This is a genomic window from Streptomyces armeniacus (assembly GCF_003355155.1).
In the GTDB taxonomy this organism is placed as follows: domain Bacteria; phylum Actinomycetota; class Actinomycetes; order Streptomycetales; family Streptomycetaceae; genus Streptomyces; species Streptomyces armeniacus.
In genome coordinates this window covers 6851561-6870426 of the sequence record NZ_CP031320.1, presented here as the reverse complement: position 1 = coordinate 6870426, position 18866 = coordinate 6851561, and the positions used below count along the sequence as shown (strand labels likewise).

Sequence of the window (18866 nt, the reverse complement as noted above, 5' to 3'; positions counted from 1 at the left end):
CATGGGTGCGCTGCTCGCACTCGCCTCCGCGCTGTTCTACGGGCTCGCGGACTACGCCGGCGGGCTGCTGTCCCGCCGCGTCGACTTCACGGCGGTCGCACTCGCCGGTCAGCTCGGAGGGCTCGTGCTGACCCTGGTGGCCGCCCCGCTCGTGCCCGCCCCGGCACCGGCGGGGACGGACCTCGCCTGGGGTGCGCTCTCCGGCGCGGGCACGGGTGCGGGGATGCTCTTCCTCTACCGGGGTCTCAGCCGGGGCGCGATGAGCGTGGTGGTGCCGGTCAGTGCCGTGGGCGGGGTGGCGCTCCCGGTTCTCGTCGGGGTGGCGCTGCTGGGCGACCGGCCGTCGCCGCTGTCCTGGCTGGGGATCGTAGTCGCCGTCCCGGCGCTCTGGTGTGTGTCCCGTACGCCGTCCGCGCCCGCGTCCGCGTCCGGAGTCGGGACCGCGTCCGGAGTCGGGACCGAGCCCGGAGTCGGGGCCGGGGACGGGTCCGGTGCCGTGGTGGACGGCCTGGTCGCCGGCCTGGGCATCGCGCTGCAGTACGTCGCGCTCGCCCAGGCCGGGCCGGGTTCCGGCATCTGGCCGGTCGTCGTGGGCCGCGTCGCTGCCGCGTGCACGATCCTGCCGCCTGCCGTCCGTGCGGTCCGAAGCGGCAGGTCGCGGCTGCGGCTGCCCGTACGGCTCGCGGGTGCTGCCGCCGCCACCGGGGGCGCCGCGGCCCTAGCCCTCGTCTGCTATCTCCTGGCGACCCGAGCGCAACTCGTCGTCGTCGCCGTCGTGTTGTCGTCCCTATACCCCGCGATCCCCGTTCTGCTCGGCGTCACGGCCCTGCGTGAGCGGCTCCGCCCGGTGCAGACCGCTGGCCTGGCCGGAGCCGGAGCGGCGATCGTGCTGCTCACCCTCAACTGAGCGCTCCCCACCGGCCGCCCTCGGCTTGCTCGCCCCCAACCCAGTCCGCCTCCAACCGAGCCCGCTGCCGAGCGCCGACCGCCGACGTGGCCGTTGACCCGCGCCACCAGAAAGTGTCACTCTGTCTGACAGTACGACTGTTAGCTCGCCGCCCTTCCCCGGAGGTACCGAGATGTCTCCCCCCTTCGCCGTCGCGACCTTCGACAACTACGGCACGCTGACCGACTGGGAGGGCGGCGCCGCCCAGTTCCTGTACGAGCTGGCCCTGCGCAACGGCGATACGGACCTGGTCCCCGGCATCGAGCTGCGCGACCTGTGGGAGGGAATCCAGTTCGAGATCCTCGGCCGCGAGTACCGCAGCTACAAGCAGGTGCTCGCCGAGAGCCTGCGCGAGGTGTGCGCCGTGCGCGGCTGGCCGTACGACGAGGAGCTGGCCGCCGCGTTCGTCCGCTCGATGCGTTCCTGGCAGCCGTTCCCCGACACCCGCCCCGCGCTGCTGCGGGCGCAGGCCGCGGGCATGCGGCTGGTGATCCTCTCCAACACCGACCGCGACATCATCGAGCACAGCAGGCGCCACATGCGCGTCCCCTTCGACGACGTGATCACCGCGGAGGACTGCCGGACGTACAAGCCGAGTCTCGACTTCTTCCGGCAGGCGCTCGACAGGATCGGCGTCGAGCCGGAGAAGATCATCCATGTCGCGTTCGGCTTCAAGTACGACAACGCCCCGGCGAAGCACTTCGGGATGACCACGGCGTGGGTCAACCGGCACGCCGAGCCGGCGCCGGACGGCGAGCCCGCCGACCACGAGTGGCGTGACCTGTGGAGCCTGGCCGCCCTCGCCGACGGGCAGCCGGTGCCGCGATGACATTCGACGCGGTGGCGGGCGGCCGTTCCGGCGGCGGCCCCTTGCAGGTGACGAGTACGACCGACGCTCTCGTCGCCGAGCTGCGCAAGCAGATCCTCGGCGGCGAGCTGCGGCCGGGGGAGGCCCTGCCAGAGATCGCCGTGGCCAACGCCTTCGGCGTCGCCAGGCCCACGGTCCGTTCGGCGCTGCAGATCCTGGCGAGCCGGAATCTCGTGCACCGGCCGCAGGGACGGTCCGCCACGGTGCCGGTGCTGACGGCGGACGACGCGCGTGACCTGCACTTCGTCCGTGCCCCGCTCGAGTACGAGGTCGTCACCGCGATCGTGGAGCGGCGGATCGACGTGACCCCGGTGCGCCGCCGGCTGGGGGAGCTGGAGGCGCTGCCTGCGGAGGCGAGTTGGGCCGACCGCGTGCAGGCGCACACCGCGTTCCACATCGCTCTGGTGGACGCGGTGGGCAGCCCGCGCCTGAGCCGGCTGTATCCGCCGTTGCAGGAGGAGATGCAGCTCTGCCTCGCCCAGCTGCAGCCGTCCTACCCGCGCCCCGACGACCTCGCGCGCGAACACCGCACCCTGCTCGACGCCGTCTCCGGCAACGACGCCGGGCACGCGCGCGCGGTGATGCGCGAGCATCTCGACCAGGCGGTACGGCGCTTCACGGCGCGGGAGTGAACGGGCCGCCCGCGCAGGCCGTTTGTGCGGAACGGCCGCATACGGTGGGCCCGCTTGCGGGTAGCCCGTACGAGGGTCGGCCGTACGAGGACAGGCCGCACGACGGCCTGCCGTACGCGGAGGGGAGGGACCGGCGTGGCGTGGTTCGCGGGCACGGCTGCCCCCGCCCCCGACGCCGTACTCGCCGCCGCCCTCCGGGGCCTGGCCCGTACGGCCGAGGGAAACGTCTCGCTGGCGATCGGTGACCCCGCGTCCGGCAGCAGCGCCGTCTACGCGCCGCCCGACGAGCACGCGTTCGTCACCGCGAGCGTCGCCAAGGTCGGCATCCTCGCCGCGCTCCTGCTCCGCGCCCAGAAGGAGGGTCGGCCGCTCACTGCCGAGCAACGGACCGACGCCCGCCAGATGATCCAGGTCAGCGACAACCACGCCGCCGACCGCCTCTGGCGCGCCATCGGCGGTGCCGACGGCCTCGCCGAGGCGAACCGGACGTTCGGCCTCACCGGGACCGTGCCCGGCGCGGACGACCACTGGGGCCTGACCACGACCACCGCCGCCGACCAGTTGCGGCTGCTCACGGCGGTCACCGCCGCCGACTCGCCGCTGACGCCCGAGTCCCGCGCGTACGTGCGCGCGCTCATGTCGCGGGTACGGTCCGGGCAGGACTGGGGCGTGTCGGCCGCCGCCGACCCCGGGACGGGCACCGCGCTGAAGAACGGCTGGCTGCCCCGTACGGCCTCCGGCCTGTGGGTCGTCAACAGCGTCGGCGTGGTGCGGCACGACGGCCACGAGCTGCTCCTCGCCGTGCTCTGCGACGGTCAGCCGTCCCAGGCGACGGGGATCGACACGGTGGAGGCGGCCGTCGTCGCGGCCGCCGAGGCGGTCACCGGCGTCCTCGTCGGCCGCTGAACGAGCGCGCCCCGTACGCCTGTTGCCGCCTGCCCCGGACGCCCTCGCCCGTACGGTCACCCCCCCCCGTACGGTCACCCCCCGTACGGTCACCGCCGCCGTACCGCCACCCCCTCCAGCGCGTCCACGACCGGTGCGGGATCGAGCGGGCCGATGTGCGGCGCCCGCGTGAAGTCGTGCACGGTGAACTGGTTCCCGGGCGTCAGCCGGTCCGCCTCGTTGATCATCCGGTCCTGGAGCTCCGGCGTGACCAGCCGGTCGCGCCCGAACCGCAGATACGTCCGCGGCACCCGCCCCCACGTGTCCCGCTCGCCGACCGCCCGTTCCCCGTACGCGCGCAGCGTCTCGTCCGTCTGCATCCCGGCGATCACCCGCCGGAACGCGTCGTCCGGATGGTCCGCGCAGATCATCTCCTTGAAGACGTCGAGGTCCTTGCGCCTGCCCGTACGCCAGTTGAAGCGCGCCACGCCCAGCCGTTCCATGTCGCCGACGACCTGCTCGTCGGTGCTGACGGCGGAGGCGCTCTCCGGCGCGGACATGCAGTCGTTGAGCGTCGGCATGCTGCGGGAGGGGCAGAACGACGCCATGTAGCAGATGTGGTCGATGAGTTCGGGCACGGCGTTCCCCGTACGGGTGACGGAGATGCCGCCCATGCTGTGCGCGACGAGCACCAGTGGCCCGTGCTCGGCGGCGCGCCGTACGGCCTGCTCGACCCGCCGCGCGTAGTCGTCCAGGCCGAGCCGGGCCACCGGCGACGGCTCGGTGGCGAGGGCCCGCAGGTCCTGCGTCTGGTACGCCTCCGGCACGAACGCCTCGGCGCCGTGCAGCGGCTGGTCCACGGCCACGACGCGGTGTCCGCGCAGGGTGAGTTCGCGGGCGATGGGGGTCCAGTAGGCACCGGCGCTGTGGGTGCCGTGCACGAGGACGTACGTGCGCACCGTCCCGTGCCGTGGGCGCCCGCCACCGTGGGGCGCGCCGCGCACGGCCGCCGAGGCCGCACCCGTACCGGCGCCCGTACCCGCGGCGAGCGCGGCCCCGCCCGCGACGATGCCGGCATTCCGCAAAGCGATGCGACGAGTCACTCGTCCGCCGTAGCTGTCTCCACTCATGCGCCCGACGCTACGGAGCCCCCAAGCCGCGGCCCATGGGCCTGAGCGCCCTCCCGGGGGTGTACGTGACACCTCCTCATGTTGTTGTCAAGCGGCGGTCGTGACGGAAGGCGGAGCGTGGTAGCACTGTCGGTCACGGATCATGGCGAAGAGAACGTTGACGCGGCGGCGGGCGAGCGCGAGGACGGCATGCTTCGGTGAAGCCGGTGCGCTGGACGGTGATGTCGCGGGGGCGTGCGTACGGGATTCCGCGACGGGTTCCGGTCGCGCGTCGCGCCGCGGCGCGGGCCGGGCGTCCGTGCCGTGCTCCGCGGGGGCCGTCACGGTGTCGGCGGCCGGTACGGGCGGGTGCGCCGCGAGCCACTTCCGGATGGCGATGCGGGCGGCGGGCGTCCGCGCGTGGTCGAGCCACTCCGGCGCGGGCGCGTACGCGGCGGTGCCGGTCGTGGGAGCCAGGAACAGCTGCACCGTGTCGGCGTCGCGCAGCACCGTGCTGAGCGCGGTGAGCCGCCCGTTGACGCGGGCGCCGATGCAGCGGTGCGCGGCCTCGCCGTGCAGCGCGTACGCGGCGTCGACGCAGCTGGCGCCGGCCGGGAGCGGCAGCGCGCCGCTGCTGCCGCCGGTGCCGGGCTCGGCGCAGTACACGGTGATCTCGCGGTCCTCGGCCAGCTCGTCGCGCAGCTCGCTCCAGAACGTGTCCGGGTCCGTGGTGTGGCTCTGCCACTCCAGCAGCCGGGAGAGCCAGCCGGGCCGGGTCGGGTCGGCCCGTTCGCCGTCGCCGCCCGCTTCCGCTTCGGCTTCCGCGGGCGCGCTGTGGGGATCGCCGAGCGCGATCACACCGGCCTCGGCGACCTGGTGCATCTGCCGCGTACGGACGAGGACTTCGGCGACGCGGCCGTCCTTGTCGGCGAAGGCGGTGTGCAGCGACTGGTAGAGGTTGAACTTGGGCACCGCGATGAAGTCCTTGAACTCGGACATCACGGGCACGAAGCAGGTGTGCAGTTCGCCGAGCGCCGCGTAGCAGTCGGCGTCCTCGGCCACGAGGATCATCAGCCGCCCGAAGTCGCAGGGGCCGAGCTCGCCGCGTTTCAGCCGCAGCCGGTGCAGGGAGACCAGGTGCCGCGGCCGGATGAGCACCTGAGCGTCGATCTCCGCCTCGCGCAGCACCGCCCGTACGGTCGCGGCGACCTGGGTGAGTGGGTCGGGGCGCGCGGTGTGCTCGCGGATCAACTCCTGGGTGCGCGCGTGCTCCTCGGGCAGCAGGATCGCGAAGACCAGGTCCTCCAGCTCCCGCTTGAGTGCCTGGACGCCCAGCCGTTCGGCGAGCGGAATGAGCACGTCGCTGGTGACCTTGGCGATACGGGCCTGCTTCTCGGGCCGCATCACGCCGAGCGTACGCATGTTGTGCAGGCGGTCCGCGAGCTTGATGGACATCACGCGGACGTCGCTGCCGGTGGCGACGAGCATCTTGCGGAACGTCTCGGGCTCGGCCGCGGCGCCGTAGTCGACCTTCTCCAACTTGGTGACACCGTCGACGAGATGGCACACCTCGTCCCCGAACTCGGCGCGCACCTGGTCCAGCGTGACGTCGGTGTCCTCGACCGTGTCGTGCAGTAACGAGGCCGTCAACGTGGTGTGCTCCGCGCCCAGTTGGGCAAGGATCAGGGTCACGGCGAGCGGATGCGTGATGTACGGCTCGCCGCTCTTGCGGGTCTGCCCGCGGTGCGAGGACTCGGCGAGCAGATACGCGCGCCGCAGCGCGTCGAGGTCGGCGCCGGGGTGGTGCGCGCGGTGCGCCTGCGCGACGTGCTCGATGGCGTCCGGCAGCGCGCCGCGGGGGGCGGGCCGGAGCAGGGCGGCCCGGCTGAGCTTCCGAAGGTTTCGCACCGCGCCCATGGCACCTCCCGCTCGTGAACACCCCGTGTCCGGTGGTGTGATGCTACAGAGCCCACCACGAGCCGATCACCGCCTCTTGCCCGGGGTGTTCGGGATCACCCAATCGAGCGACGTTTGTTATACGCCTGAGTGGAAAGGGCGCACGATCGTCACTCTTCGTGGCGAACTGACCGCACCGGGGCAGGATGTCAGACGGCGAGCAAGTCCGGGTCGAGCATCCCTTCAGCGACGATGACGGCCGGACCGGTCATCTCGATACCGCCGTCGGTGCCCTCGCTGATGACGAGCCGGCCGCCCGGCACGTCCACCGTGTACGTCACCGGGTTGCCGTCCGCGGAGGGATCGGCGCCGTCCCGGCGGGCGGCGGCGACCATCACGGCGCAGGCGCCGGTGCCGCAGGAACGGGTCTCGCCGGAGCCGCGCTCGTACACCCGCAGGGCGACGTGCCGCGGGCCCCGGTCGACCACGAACTCGACGTTCACACCCTGCGGGTAGGCGGCGGCCGGCGCGACGCCCGGCGCCTCGCGCAGCGGGCCCGCCGCCGCGAGGTCGTCGACGAAGGCCACGGCATGCGGATTGCCCACGTTCACGTGCCGCGCGGGCCACGTACGGTCACCGACGGTCACCCGCACGTCCCCGGCGGGCAGCGCCGCCCGGCCCATGCCGACCGTGACGCCGCCGCCGTCCGCGGCGAGCCGTACGCGGCGGATGCCCGCGCGGGTGGCCACGGCCAGCTCGCCGGCCGGTGCCAGCCCGGCGCGTACCAGGTGGCGGGCGAAGACCCGTACGCCGTTGCCGCACATCTCGGCGATGCTGCCGTCGCTGTTGCGGTAGTCCATGAACCACTCGGCCTCGCCGGCCATCCCGCGCGCCTCCGGGTGCCGCGCGGAGCGTACGGCCCGCAGCAGCCCGTCGCCGCCGATGCCGGCGCGCCGGTCGCACAGCCGGGCCACGGCCTCCTTGGACAGCTCGAACTCGCCATCCGGGTCGGGGATGATCACGAAGTCGTTCTCGGTGCCGTGTCCCTTGAGGAACGGCACGGGCCGCGCGCTGCTCACGCCGTCGATCGTACGGGACCGGGCGGGCGCGGCGCGTACGGGCGGAGCGCGGAGGCGAGGAGCGCGGAGGCGATGCGTACGCGTACGGGCGTGGGCGTGGGCTCAGCTGAGCCGCGCGACGCGCCACACGGCGAGCACCGCCACCGTGCCGACGACGACGGCGTACAGCAGCACCACGCGCCAGTCCGCACGCTTGCCCGAACCGGGCGACGGCAGCCCCGGCCAGGTGTGGCCGACGCGGCGCGCGGCCATCACGCCCCAGCCCGCCGCGCAGCAGCAGATCAGCAGCCCGAGCATGGACACGACGGCGCCGGAGCGGCTGCCCGGCTCGAAGGCCAGCGGGAACGCGAACATCAGCGAGCCCAGCGCGCCGAGCACCACGATCGGCGCCAGCTGCCAGAGCCGCAGACGGCGCTGCGGACGCAGCTCGTGCGGCTCCACGGGCGGCCCGACGGGACCGTCCACGCCCGCCACTGCCGCAAGGTCGTCGTCGACGCCCGGGCGTCCGACGTCTCCGTCACTGACGTAGTCGACCCGGGACTCTTCGTTGTCACGAGGGCTGGCCTCCATCGCCACGCGCCCTCCCAACTCCGGCTGCTCGGCTCGAACGATGGTTGATGATGGCACGACCGGGACCCCCCTATTGACGCCCAGGACGTCCCGATGCCATCACGTGATCAGGCTGTGACCGCTCGTTCGAGCAACGTCAGGGCACTGGCGGTGAGTTCCCCCCGGTCGGAGGCAGCTCCGCTGAGCCAGTGGACCCGCGGGTCCCGGCGGAACCAGGAGTCCTGCCGACGGGCGAACCGCTTGGTGGCGCGCACCGTTTCGGCCCGCGCCTCGTCCTCCGTGCACTCCCCGGCGAGCGCGGCGAGTACCTGCTGGTAGCCGAGGGCACGGGAGGCCGTACGGCCCTGGCGCAGCCCGACCTCCTCCAGCGCACGCACCTCGTCCACGAGCCCGGCACGCCACATGCGGTCGACCCGGTCGGCGATCCGCTCGTCCAGTTCGGGCCGGGCGACGTCGACGCCTATCTGGAGGGTGTCGTAGGCGGCCTCGTGTCCGGGGAGGTTCGCGGTGAAGGGGCGGCCGGTGATCTCGATGACCTCGAGGGCGCGTACGACGCGGCGCCCGTTGCTGGGCAGGATGGCGCGGGCGGCGTCCGGGTCGGCCGCGGCGAGGCGGGCGTGCAGGGCGCGGGTGCCGTGCTCGGCGAGCTCCGCCTCCAGCCGGGCGCGTACGGCCGGGTCCGTGCCGGGGAACTCCATGACGTCGATGACCCCGCGCACGTACAGCCCGGAGCCGCCGACCAGCACGGGCACGCGGCCGGCGGCGAGCAGCCGGTCGATCTCGGCGCGGGCCAGCCGCTGGTACTCGGCGACGCTGGCCGCGACCGTGACGTGCCAGATGTCCAGCAGATGGTGCGGCACACCCTGGCGTTCCTCGGCGGTGAGCTTGGCGGTGCCGATGTCCATGCCCTGATACAGCTGCATCGAGTCCGCGTTGACCACCTCGCCTCCCAGTTGCCGGGCGAGACTGACGGCCAGGTCGGACTTGCCGGCCGCGGTGGGACCGACGACTGCGATGACCTGGGGGGCGGGCCGGAAGGCGGATACCGGGACTGTCACATGCGTAATTCTCGCAAACGCCGCGGGCCCTTCCCGAACGGGCGCCGTACGGCGCCGCAGCACGGCGGGGCCGGGACGGCAAGAGGGCACTCCGGACAGGGCGGAATCTCACCCGGCCGGGTATGGTCTTGAGTAGATATGGGCGTTTTATTCGGATATCGCCGCTGCGTGCCGCTCGCGTAGGCGGAGCGGCAGACCGGTGCAGCGGCGGGAGCGCCCGCACACAGTCGCCACAACGGAAGGTGACCGCCATGGGCTTCATGGACAAGGTCAAGGGCATGCTCGGGCAGCACAGCGACAAGGCCGGCCAGGGCATGGACAAGGGTGCCGACACCCTCAACGAGAAAACGGGCGGCAAGCACTCCGACAAGATCCAGTCCGGGACCGACAAGGCCAAGGACAGCATGGACCGCATGGGAGACGACACCCGCGGCGGCGAACGCGGCGGGAGCGACGCCGCCTGACACCGGCGGACCCGTGGACCGCGGGCGCGGCCGCTCAGCCCGAAGAGGCCGTACGGCCGCGCCCGGCGGGCCGCGGACGCGCGTACGGGCGGACAGCTCGCGGACGTACGGGCCGGCCCGCCGCTTGCGCGCTACGACCAGCCGGCGACCAGATAGCCCACGCCGTACGGCGCCTCGTCGTACAGCAGCCGCCCGCTGAGCCCGGCGCCCTCCCCCGCGCCCGCGAGCACCTGCCAGCAGGCGCGGCCGGCGGCCTTCAGCTCGTACGCCAGCTCCTCGTCCAGGGCGAGCAGCCCGTCGAGGTCCGCTTCACCCAGCGCGCGGGCGGCCTCCGCGTCGAACGCGGCGGCGCGCTCGTCGAAGTAGCCCGGCGCCTTCAGCGTGCGGCACGCGCTGCCGTCACCCATGACGAGCAGCGCCACGCGGCGTGCGCTCGCGGCCAGTTCGCGTCCGGCGGCCGTGCAGCGGTCGCGGGTCAGCGGCTCGCCGACGCCGAGCCCCTCCAGCGGCGCGGAACTCCAGTCCGTACGGTCGAGGAGCCACGCGCCGACCGCGAGTGACGGCGGCAGGTCGCGCGCGCCGGGGGCGGGGTCGCCCTTGCCCAGGGTCACCTCGATGTCCGCGCCGAAGCCGCGGAAGGACCCGGGCGCGCCCTGCGGATGCGGGCCGCGGCCCGGCTGTTCGGCGGGCCCGACGACGACGAGCCGGTCCGGGCGCGCGGCGGCCAGCACGCCGATCGCGTCGTAGCAGGCGGCGCGGGCGCCGTCCATCTCGGGGGCGGCCGCACCGGCCACCTCGGGCACCAGCAGGGGTGGACAAGGGCACACGGCGGCGGCGACAAGCATGGCGCGCAGCTTAGACGACGACGGCCCGGAATCGTATGGTCACTTGGCGTGTGAATCCGGCACGCGCGCCCCTCAGCAGCTGCCGCAGCTTCCCGTGCCCGTGGCGGCGGGCTGCGGCTCCGGTGCGCCGACGGTCGGCAGCCCCAGCAGCACCCCGGAACCGGAACCCGGCTCCTGCGGTGCGGAGTTGCGGCGCTCCCAGGCGTCGCCCGCGCGCGTACGGCGGACGGAGCGGGCGGGGCCCTCGGCGAGGAGGTGGTGCGGGGCGGCGTAGGTGATCTCGACGGTGGCGAGGTCGCCGGGGCGTACGGCGTCCTCGCCCGGCGTGAAGTGCACGAGCCGGTTGTCAGTTGCGCGGCCCGACAGGCGGCGGGTGGCGCCGTCCTTGCGGCCCTCGCCCTCGGCCGCCATGACCTCGACGGTGCGGCCGAGCTGCTTCTTGTTCTCCGCCCAGGAGATCTCCTCCTGGAGCTCCACCAGCCGCTCGTAGCGCTCCTGCACGACGGCCTTCGGCAGCTGCCCGTCCATCTCCGCGGCGGGCGTGCCGGGGCGCTTGCTGTACTGGAAGGTGAAGGCCTGCGCGAACCGCGCCTCGCGCACCACGTGCAGCGTCTCCTGGAAGTCCTCCTCGGTCTCGCCCGGGAAGCCCACGATGATGTCGGTGGAGATCGCCGCGTCCGGCATGGCCGCGCGCACCTTCTCGATGATCTCCAGGTAGCGCTCCTGCCGGTACGAGCGGCGCATCGCCTTCAGCACCCGTGACGAGCCCGACTGCAGCGGCATGTGGAGCTGCGGCATCACGTTCGGCGTCTCGGCCATCGCGGCGATCACGTCGTCCGTGAAGTCGCGCGGGTGCGGCGAGGTGAAGCGGACCCGCTCCAGCCCCTCGATGCGGCCGCACGCGCGCAGCAGCTTGCCGAACGCCTCGCGGTCGCCGATGTCGCTGCCGTACGCGTTGACGTTCTGCCCGAGCAGCGTGATCTCGCTGACGCCCTCGTCGACCAGCGCCTCCACCTCGGCCAGGATGTCGCCGGGCCGCCGGTCCTTCTCCTTGCCGCGCAGCTGCGGGACGATGCAGAAGGTGCAGGTGTTGTTGCACCCGACGGACACGGAGACCCAGGCGGCGTACGCGCTCTCGCGCCGCGTCGGCAGCGTCGAGGGGAACGCCTCCAGCGACTCGGCGATCTCGACCTGCGCCTCCTCCTGCACGCGGGCGCGCTCGAGCAGCACGGGCAGCTTGCCGACGTTGTGCGTGCCGAAGACGACGTCCACCCACGGCGCCTTGCGCACGATCGTGTCGCGGTCCTTCTGCGCCAGGCAGCCGCCGACGGCGATCTGCATGCCCGGGTGCGCGGCCTTCTTCGGGGCGAGCTGGCCGAGGTTGCCGTACAGCCGGTTGTCCGCGTTCTCGCGCACCGCGCAGGTGTTGAACACCACGACGTCGGCGCCGTCGCCGTCCGCGGGCGCGCGCACGTATCCGGCGTCCTCGAGCAGACCCGCCATGCGTTCGCTGTCGTGGACGTTCATCTGGCAGCCGAACGTGCGGATCTCGTAGCTTCGCGTGAAGGTGTCCTGCGCGGTCATGGCACCAGGGTAGGCGCTCCCTGGGACAACCCGACCCGCGCCCGCCCTCCCGTCCGCGCCCCCGCGTCCCGCCGCGCGCCCGCCGCGCGCCCGCGCAGTCAGCCTGCGCGCCGTCAGCCCGCGCCGCCGCGCGCGCTCGCCGCCGTACGGGCCAGGCGTGCCGCCGAGGTGCCGAGCCCGGTCGGCAGCGCATACGCGGACGGGCCGCCTCCGCCGCCCGCCGCCGGGGGCGCGGCGGCGTGCCTGCGCAGGTCGTCCTCCGTGTACCGGCGGCAGCCCTGGTGCCAGGTGAGGATGCCCGACAGCCAGTTCTCCAGGTCCCGTACGTAGTCGTCCAGGGCCGCGACCGCCACCGCGTCCAGGGAGAACTCGTCGTGCAGGACGGGCAGTTCGTGGGCGACGACGTGCTGGAACTGGCGCATACGGGAGCTCATCAGATCCCCGATGACCGCCACCGCGGTCGGGCGGTCGCAGTCGAAGAAGTGCTGCACGACGAGGACGCCGTTGTGCACCTCGCCCTCGAACTCGATCTCCTTCTGGTACGAGAAGACGTCGTTGACCAGGCACGCGTAATCCGAGGCGGCGTTCTCCAGGGAGCGCATGGGGCGGCTGCCGTGGATCTCCGGCGGGAGCCGTTCGCCGTGCGCGAGCCGGCACAGGCTCATGGTGAGGTCGGAGCCGAAGGTCAGCCGGCGCATCTCGATGTAGTCGACCGGGTCCGGGACGCGGTTCTGCGCCTGGTTGCCGAGCTCCCACAGCCAGCTGTCCGTCATGTCCTCGACCGCCTTACGGAGCGCGCGCCGCGCCGCCGCGGCCATCGGCCCCGCCGTACGCGTCCACAGGTCCGCAAGACCCCGCTCCAGGGCGTTGGCCGGGGGCGGCACGGGCTCGGACTCCAGCGGCATGAACGCCCGTAGCCGTTCCGTGCACACCCGCGCGCCCGCGAGATCCCGCTGCCGTCCGAAGACGACGGGGTAGTAGTCGTCGCCGTACGTGCCCCAGGCCAGCCAGTCTGAGCTGAGGTCGAGCTCGTCCGGGGTGGCGTCGGGGTGGATTCCGGCGGCACAGAGCGGCAGGTCGTGGTCCCGCAGCAGCTCCTCGTCCCAGACGTGCGAGTGGGGCACGCCGGGCTGCGGCTCCAGGAAGCCCATGCGGCGCGACCAGTCGACGACGTTCCGGCGGGCGGCGCCCAGATGCGGGCTGAGTCGGGCGGTGAACGGCATGTCGATCGGGGGCAGTTGGGACGGGCCCACCCGCTGGTACGGCATGTACCGGAAGGTGCGGGCGCGGGCGGCCTCCGCGCGCGCGGTGGTCAGCCGCGTCGCCGCCAGCCCGGCGGCGGCCGTGCCGAGGCCGCGCGCGGTGAGCCCGGACAGCCCGAGCGGGGCGGCGAAGGGGGCGCCCGCGTCCGTACCGCTGTCCGTACCGCCGTGCGCGGAGCGGCTGTTCATGTAGCGGCTGGAGCGCATGTGCCACTCGTGGCCGCCCGACTGCCAGTCCTGCAGCCCCTTGACGTACGCCATGACGGACGCGCTGGAGGGCGCGTCGAGGCCGGTCTCGGCGAAGAGGGGGCCCAGTTCGGTGAACACCGTGTGCTCGAACTGCTGGAGCCGGGAGGTCAGCAGGTCGTTGACGGCGTCCGCGGCCTGCTGAGTGGTACAGCCGAGGAAGGTCTCCAGGACCAGTACGCCGTTGGCCAGTTCGCCCTCCTCCTCGGTCTCCCGCTGGTACGAGAAGAGGTCGTTGCGGAGGTGGACCGCGTCCGAGAAGCTGTCCCGGAGCACCCGCAGCGGCCGCGACCCGGCGACGGCGGCCGGCACCTCGGCGCGTGCCGCGTACTCCACCAGCCCGGCCGACCAGGGGGCGCCGCCCACCTTGCGGCGCATCTCGATGTACTCGACGGGGTTCGGGACACGGCGCGCGTGGATGTTCGCGAGCTCCCACAGGGACTCGTTCAGCAGGTTCCTGGTGCTCTCCGCGAAGCGCGCCCGCCAGGCCGCGGACATCTCGGGCACCGTACGGGCCCACAGGTCGGCGAGGCCCGCCTCAACGGGGTTGGCGGGCTCAGGGATGCCGTCGTCGAGGTCCATCGGCATGAAGGCGGGGAGCCGGTCCAGATACGTACGGGCGCCCTCGCGGTCCTGCGGCTTCTTGAAGACCTCCAGGAAGTGGTCGTCGAAGAAGAAGACCCACACGTACCAGTCGGTGACCAGCGACAGGTCCGGACCCGAGGCGTCGGGGTGCGTGTACGCGCAGAGCAGCGCGTAGTCATGCGCGTCCAGGTCGCTCTGCTCCCACACGCCGGAGCCCTCCAGCATGCCCATCTCGCGGGCCCAGTCCCTCGAGTGCGTCCGCGCCTCGGCGGTGTGCGGGTTCAGCCGGGCGGGATACGGAGTGTAGAAGTCCGGCAGTTCGAAGGGCTGTGTCACGTGCCCGGGCCTTTCCTCGAAGCGGCTGAGCTGTCGTTCCGCGGCGTCGCCGGGGCCGCGCCCGCCCCGGACGCGCTGAGCCTTACCCGTGGCCCGCGGGCGCCATCCGGGCGGCGGAACAGTCATACAAATCACCCGTGGATTTCGGCCATGGCGCCGGTCACCCACAGAAGTCGCCTCAGGCCACTCCCGTACCAGGTGAGCCCCGAGGGTGCACCCGTGACCACCGCGTTCCGCGCACCGTTCCGCTCCGTACGGCTGCCTGCCGCGCACCGCGACTGGCAGGATCGTGCGCATGGTCAGACCCGGAGTGCCGTACGGCTTGCGCGACGGCGCACGCGCTGTGCGCGCGCTGACGCGCCGGCGCGTGGTGCGCGGCGCGTGCGCGGCGTTGGTCGTGCTGGGGCTGCTGGCGTGGTGGCTGCTGCCCGGCGGCAGCCCGGCGCCCAGCGGGAACGTCACGTTCGCCACCGGAGTCCCCACCGGGGTGTACGCCCGCTACGGCACGCTGCTGCAGCAGCGGCTCGGCCGTGACGCGCCGGACCTCGACATGGGCCTCAAGGCCAGCGAGGGGTCCGTGGAGAACATCGAGATGGTGGTCTCCGGCGAGGCGGACTTCACGATCGCGCAGTCGGACGCCGTCGCCGACTACGTGGACGGCGGCGGCGAGGGCGCGGACCGGCTGTCCGCGTGCGCCCGGCTGTACGACGACTACGTGCAGCTGATCGTCCCCGCCGACTCCCCCGTACGCAGCGCGCGCGACCTGAAGGGGCTGCGGGTCGGCATGGGCGAGGAGCGTTCCGGGGTGAGCCTGGTCGCGGGGCGGCTGCTGCAGGCCGCCGGGCTGAACCGGAAGAAGGACCTGCACGAGGTGCCGATCGGCATCGACCGGATGCCCGCGCTGCTGGCGGACGGGAAGCTGGACGCGTTCCTGTGGACCGGCGGGCTGCCCACCACCGCCATCGAGCAGCTCGCCGAGAAGACCCGCATCCGGCTCGTACAACTCGGCGACCTGGTGCCGCGGCTGCAGCGGATGGAGCCCGAGACGCGCCACTACCGCCCGGCGGTGATGCCCGCGGACGCGTACCCGGCCGTACAGCAGGGCGAGCCCGTCAACACGGTCGCGGTGTCGAACCTGCTGGTCACCACGGACCGGACGGACGCGGAGGTGGCGGAGGCCCTGACGCGTTCGCTGATCAACAGCCGGGACCAGATCGGCAACGAAGTGCACGCGGCCCAGAAGGTCGACCTGCGCACCGCGATCTACACCGACCCGCTTCCCCTGCACGAAGGCGCCGAACGGTACTACCGCGCGGTCAAGCCCTGAGCGGACGCCGGCGCCGGGATAACCAACCTGCGAGATGGGGAAGACGCCCTGTCGGAGCGGGTGATATCGATGTCGGAGGTCCGCTCCGTGACGCCCATCGAAGGAGTCGCCGTATGCACGACGACCACAGCATTGTCGAAGACCGACTGCGCCGCGTCCTGGACGAGCGGGTGCGCCCCGCCGTCTACACCTCGCCGCTGCCGCTCACCGTCGAGCGCTGGGACGCGCCCGACGAGCCCGTGCCCGTGTCCGAGGGCCTCGGTGCCCCGTACGGTCCCGGTGCGGCCGGCGAGGAGTGGGGGCCGGCCTGGGGCACGACCTGGTTCCGGGTCACCGGACAAGTGCCCGCGGAGTGGGCGGGGAAGACCGTCGAGGCGGTGCTCGACCTGGGCTTCGACCGGAGGATGCCCGGCTTTCAGTGCGAGGGCCTCGTCTACCGCGCGGACGGCGAGGCGGTGAAGGCGCTCAACCCGTTCAACGACTGGGTGCGGATCGGGCAGCCCGCCGCGGGCGGCGAGGCGGTGGAGCTGTACGTCGAGGCGGCCGCGAACCCGATCCTCAACACCCCCCAGACGCCCACCTACGAGGGCGACCGGCTCACCGCAGGCGACCACCCGCTCTACCGGCTGGGCCGCATGGACCTGGCCGTCTTCGAGACCGAGGTCTGGGAGCTGGTCCAGGACCTGGAGGTCACGGGCGGGCTGATGCGGGAGCTCCCGCTGGACGACGCGCGCCGCTGGGAACTGCTGCGCGCCCTCGAACGCGCCCTGGACGCCCTGGACCTGACCGACGTGCCCGGCACCGCGGAACGCGCGCGTGCCTGCCTCACCGGCGTCCTTGCGGCGCCGGCCCGCGCGTCCGCGCACCGGATCAGCGCGGTGGGGCACGCCCACATCGACTCGGCGTGGCTGTGGCCGCTGCGGGAGACCGTACGGAAGGTGGCGCGCACCGCGTCCAACATGGTCAGCCTCATGGACGACCACCCGGAGTTCGTCTTCGCCATGTCCCAGGCGCAGCAGCTGGCCTGGATCAAGGAGCACCGGCCCGAGGTGTACGCCCGGGTCAAGAAGAAGGTGGCGGACGGGCAGTTCGTGCCGGTGGGCGGCATGTGGGTGGAGTCGGACACGAACATGGTCGGCGGCGAGGCCATGGCCCGGCAGTTCCTGTACGGCAAGAAGTTCTTCCTGGACGAGTTCGGCGTCGACACCAAGGAGGTGTGGCTGCCGGACACCTTCGGCTACACGGCGGCCATGCCGCAGATCGTGTCGCTGGCGGGCGCGAAGTGGTTCCTGACGCAGAAGATCTCGTGGAGCCAGACGAACGAGTTCCCGCACCACACCTTCTGGTGGGAGGGCATCGACGGCACCCGCGTGTTCACCCACTTCCCGCCGGTCGACACGTACAACTCGGAACTGAGCGGCGCCGAGATGGCGCACGCCGCGCGCAACTACCGTGAGAAGGGCGCCGGTTCGCGCTCCCTCGCGCCCTTCGGGCACGGCGACGGCGGCGGCGGCACCACCCGCGAGATGCTGGCGCGCGCGGAGCGGCTGCGCGATCTGGAGGGCTCGCCGCGGGTCACGGTGGAGAAGCCGGCGGCGTTCTTCGAGAAGGCGCACGAGGAGTACCAGGACGCGCCCGTGTGGGCCGGCGAGCTCTATCTGGAGCTGCACCGCGGCACGTACACCTCGCAGGCGAAGACCAAGCAGGGCAACCGGCACAGCGAGTCCCTGCTGCGCGAGGCGGAGCTGTGGGCGGCCACGGCGGCGCTGCGCGTGCCCGGTCAGGCGTACCCGTACGAGCAGTTGGAGCAGCTGTGGAAGACGGTGCTGCTGCACCAGTTCCACGACATCCTGCCGGGCTCGTCCATCGCGTGGGTCCACCGCGAGGCGCGCGAGACGTACGCCCGCGTGCGCGCCGAGCTGGAGGGCATCATCGAGCGCGCCCAGCGCGCGCTGGCGGGCGAGGGCAGCGCGCCGATGGTGTTCAACGGCGCACCGCACGCCCGCGGCGGCGTACCCGGCGGCGGCGCGGCAGCCCGGACGCGTACGGCCGAGGGCGAGACCGTCACCGTCGCGGAACGGGACGGCGGCGGCTGGGTGCTCGCCAACGGCCTGCTGCGCGTGGAGATCGACGACCGCGGCCTGGTGGTCTCCGCATACGACGCCGTCGGCGACCGCGAGTCGGTCGCACCGGGGCACGCCGCCAACCTCCTCCAGGTGCACCCGGACTTCCCGAACCACTGGGACGCCTGGGACGTGGACGAGTTCTACCGGCACAACGTCACGGACCTGACCGGCGCCGACGAGGTGGCGGTGACCTCCGACGGGCCGGACGCCGTGACCGTACGGGCCGCCCGCTCGTTCGGCTCCTCCTCCGTCGTGCAGCAGCTGACGCTGCGCGCCGGCGCGCGCTCGCTGGACATCGACACCGAGGTGGACTGGCAGGAGACCGAGAAGTTCCTCAAGGCCGCGTTCCCGCTGGATGTGAAGGCCGAACGGTCGGCGTCGGAGACGCAGTTCGGGCACGTCTTCCGCGCGACGCACACCAACACCTCCTGGGAGGCGGCCAAGTTCGAGATCTGCGCGCACCGCTGGCTGCAGGTCGAGGAGCCGGACTGGGGCGTCGCCCTCGTCAACGACTCGACGTACGGGCACGACGTCACCCGCGACGTACGCCCCGACGGCGGCCAGACCACCACGGTCCGGCTGTCCCTGCTGCGCGCGCCGCGCTACCCCGACCCGGAGACGGACCAGGGCAGGCACCGGCTGCGCTACGCGCTGGTGCCGGGCGCGACGGTGGGCGACGCGGTCCGCGAAGGCCACTGGATCAACCTGCCGGAGCGCACCGTGGAGGGCGGCGGCGACCCCGTCGCGCCGCTCATCGCCGTCGCGGGCGACCAGGTCGTGGCGGAGGCCGTCAAGCTGGCGGAGGACCGCAGCGGCGACGTGATCGTACGGCTCTACGAGTCCCGCGGCAGCCGCGCCCGTACGACCGTCACGGCGGGCTTCACGCTCGCCTCGGCGGCCGTGGTGGACCTGCTGGAGCGGCCGCTCACGGACGCGTACGCGCTCGCGGAGCCGGAGGCGGCGGCGGACGGCGCGGTGGAGGTGTCGCTGCGCCCGTTCCAGATCCTCACCCTGCGGCTCACACCGGCGGGCTGACGGCCCCGGTACC

The 18866-nt window shown here is 73.1% G+C and carries 15 protein-coding genes; 7 read left to right on the top strand and 8 right to left on the bottom strand.

The window, feature by feature from the left end; all coding sequences use genetic code 11:
• Position 1 precedes the first annotated feature (1 nt).
• From DVA86_RS29970 to DVA86_RS29955, 4 genes are all read left to right on the top strand, one after another.
• Positions 2-907, top strand: coding sequence for an EamA family transporter (locus DVA86_RS29970; RefSeq protein WP_208883034.1), 906 nt, complete (start codon positions 2-4; stop codon positions 905-907).
• A 172-nt stretch (positions 908-1079) separates the two neighbouring features.
• A complete protein-coding gene (locus DVA86_RS29965; protein WP_208883032.1) occupies positions 1080-1775 on the top strand; it encodes a haloacid dehalogenase type II in 696 nt (231 codons plus the stop codon).
• Positions 1772-2446 (top strand): GntR family transcriptional regulator, encoded by a 675-nt coding sequence (locus tag DVA86_RS29960; protein ID WP_208883031.1) that lies wholly within the window; start codon positions 1772-1774, stop codon positions 2444-2446. The genes DVA86_RS29965 and DVA86_RS29960 overlap by 4 nt, the downstream gene beginning before the upstream one ends.
• Before the next feature lie 135 nt (positions 2447-2581).
• On the top strand, positions 2582-3352 hold the full coding sequence (locus tag DVA86_RS29955) for a serine hydrolase (protein WP_245997345.1): 771 nt from the start codon (positions 2582-2584) through the stop codon (positions 3350-3352).
• Between the two features lie 89 nt (positions 3353-3441).
• Here DVA86_RS29955 and DVA86_RS29950 read toward each other — a convergent pair whose 3' ends face one another.
• The 5 genes from DVA86_RS29950 to miaA form a co-directional block, all read right to left on the bottom strand.
• Positions 3442-4461, bottom strand: a complete 1020-nt coding sequence (locus tag DVA86_RS29950) for an alpha/beta hydrolase (protein ID WP_208883029.1) — start codon at positions 4459-4461, stop codon at positions 3442-3444.
• Positions 4462-4548: 87 nt separating this feature from the next.
• On the bottom strand, positions 4549-6357 hold the full coding sequence (locus DVA86_RS29945; protein WP_208883028.1) for a RelA/SpoT family protein: 1809 nt from the start codon (positions 6355-6357) through the stop codon (positions 4549-4551).
• Between the two features lie 188 nt (positions 6358-6545).
• Complete coding sequence (dapF, locus tag DVA86_RS29940) at positions 6546-7415, bottom strand: diaminopimelate epimerase (protein ID WP_208883026.1); 870 nt, start codon at positions 7413-7415, stop codon at positions 6546-6548.
• 102 nt (positions 7416-7517) lie between these two features.
• Entirely contained in the window at positions 7518-7985 is a 468-nt protein-coding gene (locus DVA86_RS29935) for a hypothetical protein (RefSeq protein ID WP_245997778.1), read from the bottom strand.
• 107 nt (positions 7986-8092) lie between these two features.
• The gene (gene miaA, locus DVA86_RS29930; RefSeq protein ID WP_208883023.1) at positions 8093-9043 is read right to left on the bottom strand and encodes a tRNA (adenosine(37)-N6)-dimethylallyltransferase MiaA; all 951 of its coding nucleotides are present in this window, start codon (positions 9041-9043) and stop codon (positions 8093-8095) included.
• Between the two features lie 251 nt (positions 9044-9294).
• Between miaA and DVA86_RS29925 the strand changes: the two genes are divergently transcribed.
• Complete coding sequence (locus DVA86_RS29925) at positions 9295-9507, top strand: antitoxin (protein WP_208883022.1); 213 nt, start codon at positions 9295-9297, stop codon at positions 9505-9507.
• Between the two features lie 131 nt (positions 9508-9638).
• Here the strand turns inward: DVA86_RS29925 and DVA86_RS29920 are convergent, their stop codons facing one another.
• The 3 genes from DVA86_RS29920 to DVA86_RS29910 form a co-directional block, all read right to left on the bottom strand.
• Positions 9639-10352 (bottom strand): class III extradiol dioxygenase subunit B-like domain-containing protein, encoded by a 714-nt coding sequence (locus tag DVA86_RS29920; protein WP_208883021.1) that lies wholly within the window; start codon positions 10350-10352, stop codon positions 9639-9641.
• 72 nt (positions 10353-10424) lie between these two features.
• Complete coding sequence (gene miaB / locus DVA86_RS29915; RefSeq protein WP_208883019.1) at positions 10425-11936, bottom strand: tRNA (N6-isopentenyl adenosine(37)-C2)-methylthiotransferase MiaB; 1512 nt, start codon at positions 11934-11936, stop codon at positions 10425-10427.
• A gap of 113 nt (positions 11937-12049) precedes the next feature.
• The gene (locus tag DVA86_RS29910) at positions 12050-14365 is read right to left on the bottom strand and encodes a terpene synthase family protein (protein WP_208883018.1); all 2316 of its coding nucleotides are present in this window, start codon (positions 14363-14365) and stop codon (positions 12050-12052) included.
• A 295-nt stretch (positions 14366-14660) separates the two neighbouring features.
• Here DVA86_RS29910 and DVA86_RS29905 point away from each other — a divergent pair, with 295 nt between their 5' ends.
• Both DVA86_RS29905 and DVA86_RS29900 read left to right on the top strand, forming a co-directional pair.
• On the top strand, positions 14661-15692 hold the full coding sequence (locus DVA86_RS29905) for a TAXI family TRAP transporter solute-binding subunit (protein ID WP_208883016.1): 1032 nt from the start codon (positions 14661-14663) through the stop codon (positions 15690-15692).
• Positions 15693-15805: 113 nt separating this feature from the next.
• Positions 15806-18853, top strand: coding sequence for an alpha-mannosidase (locus DVA86_RS29900; RefSeq protein WP_208883015.1), 3048 nt, complete (start codon positions 15806-15808; stop codon positions 18851-18853).
• Positions 18854-18866 lie beyond the last annotated feature (13 nt).

Coding starts and splice junctions, on each gene's coding strand:
- DVA86_RS29970 (WP_208883034.1), top strand. CDS start 2: ATGGGTGCGCTGCTCGCACTCGCCTCCGCGCTGTTCTACGGGCTCGCG.
- DVA86_RS29965 (WP_208883032.1), top strand. CDS start 1,080: ATGTCTCCCCCCTTCGCCGTCGCGACCTTCGACAACTACGGCACGCTG.
- DVA86_RS29960 (WP_208883031.1), top strand. CDS start 1,772: ATGACATTCGACGCGGTGGCGGGCGGCCGTTCCGGCGGCGGCCCCTTG.
- DVA86_RS29950 (WP_208883029.1), bottom strand. CDS start 4,461: ATGAGTGGAGACAGCTACGGCGGACGAGTGACTCGTCGCATCGCTTTG.
- DVA86_RS29945 (WP_208883028.1), bottom strand. CDS start 6,357: ATGGGCGCGGTGCGAAACCTTCGGAAGCTCAGCCGGGCCGCCCTGCTC.
- DVA86_RS29935 (WP_245997778.1), bottom strand. CDS start 7,985: ATGGAGGCCAGCCCTCGTGACAACGAAGAGTCCCGGGTCGACTACGTC.
- DVA86_RS29925 (WP_208883022.1), top strand. CDS start 9,295: ATGGGCTTCATGGACAAGGTCAAGGGCATGCTCGGGCAGCACAGCGAC.
- DVA86_RS29920 (WP_208883021.1), bottom strand. CDS start 10,352: ATGCTTGTCGCCGCCGCCGTGTGCCCTTGTCCACCCCTGCTGGTGCCC.
- miaB (WP_208883019.1), bottom strand. CDS start 11,936: ATGACCGCGCAGGACACCTTCACGCGAAGCTACGAGATCCGCACGTTC.
- DVA86_RS29905 (WP_208883016.1), top strand. CDS start 14,661: ATGGTCAGACCCGGAGTGCCGTACGGCTTGCGCGACGGCGCACGCGCT.
- DVA86_RS29900 (WP_208883015.1), top strand. CDS start 15,806: ATGCACGACGACCACAGCATTGTCGAAGACCGACTGCGCCGCGTCCTG.